General features: G+C 44.2%; 2 protein-coding genes. Both read left to right on the top strand.

The window, feature by feature from the left end; genetic code table 11:
* The first annotated feature begins 162 nt into the window (after window positions 1–162).
* Window positions 163–339 (top strand): hypothetical protein, encoded by a 177-nt coding sequence (locus tag MiAbW_RS19700; protein WP_172967388.1) that lies wholly within the window; start codon window positions 163–165, stop codon window positions 337–339.
* 3 nt (window positions 340–342) lie between these two features.
* Window positions 343–703 (top strand): D-Ala-D-Ala carboxypeptidase family metallohydrolase (locus MiAbW_RS19185; protein WP_238707368.1); only part of this gene is annotated, 361 nt, incomplete at its 3' end.

Genomic DNA, 703 nt, shown 5'->3' with positions numbered 1-703 from the left:
TACTAAGTAATCCTGACAGGCAAAAATTAGAGGGGTTTTTAGCATGGCAACGGGCAGCGTGGAATCTACCCGCTAACTTGCCAAGCAATCACCCATTTAAAAACCGTCCCCCGTATGTGGGGGATTAAATAATCTTTTGTATTGCCTTTGGTGAGTCTTTTTATGCCTAGAATGTCACAAAAGAATAAAATCGCCCTGCTTTTTATTCTTTTAGGGTTAATTAGTGGGATTATTTTAAGCTTGATTCTGCCAGAAGAAAAGCTAGTCTTTGCTTTGTCTGGTCCGACGGCTTTAATCGGTGCTGGTTTGTCCCAGTGGTCATCACAAAAGGAGTATTAATCGATGAGTATTACTGAAAAAATTGATTGGAACAATCCAAAAGCTAGAATCAGTAAATATTTTACTGTTTGGGAAGTGACCAAAAGCGATCCGCGCCGAATTCCCACAATTGGGAGCGAGGTAGAGCGCGAAATCTTAAAACTTGCGATCGAACTCGATAAAATTCGTGAGGAATGGGGGGGTTTAGTTTTGGTTACTTCCTGGTATCGGCCGCCGGTGGTTAACCGTGCCGTGGGGGGTGCGAGTAACTCTCAACATCTTTATGGTCGAGCGGTTGATATTCGACCAAGCAGCCCGGCATCATTAGCTAAATTTGAGGGGTTTCTTGATCGGTATTGGTTTGGAGCGCTAGGGTACGGAGCGC

This window comes from Microcystis aeruginosa NIES-4325 (assembly GCF_008974145.1).
Taxonomy (GTDB): Bacteria; Cyanobacteriota; Cyanobacteriia; order Cyanobacteriales; family Microcystaceae; genus Microcystis; species Microcystis aeruginosa_G.
This window is presented reverse-complemented; position numbering and strand designations above follow the sequence as displayed.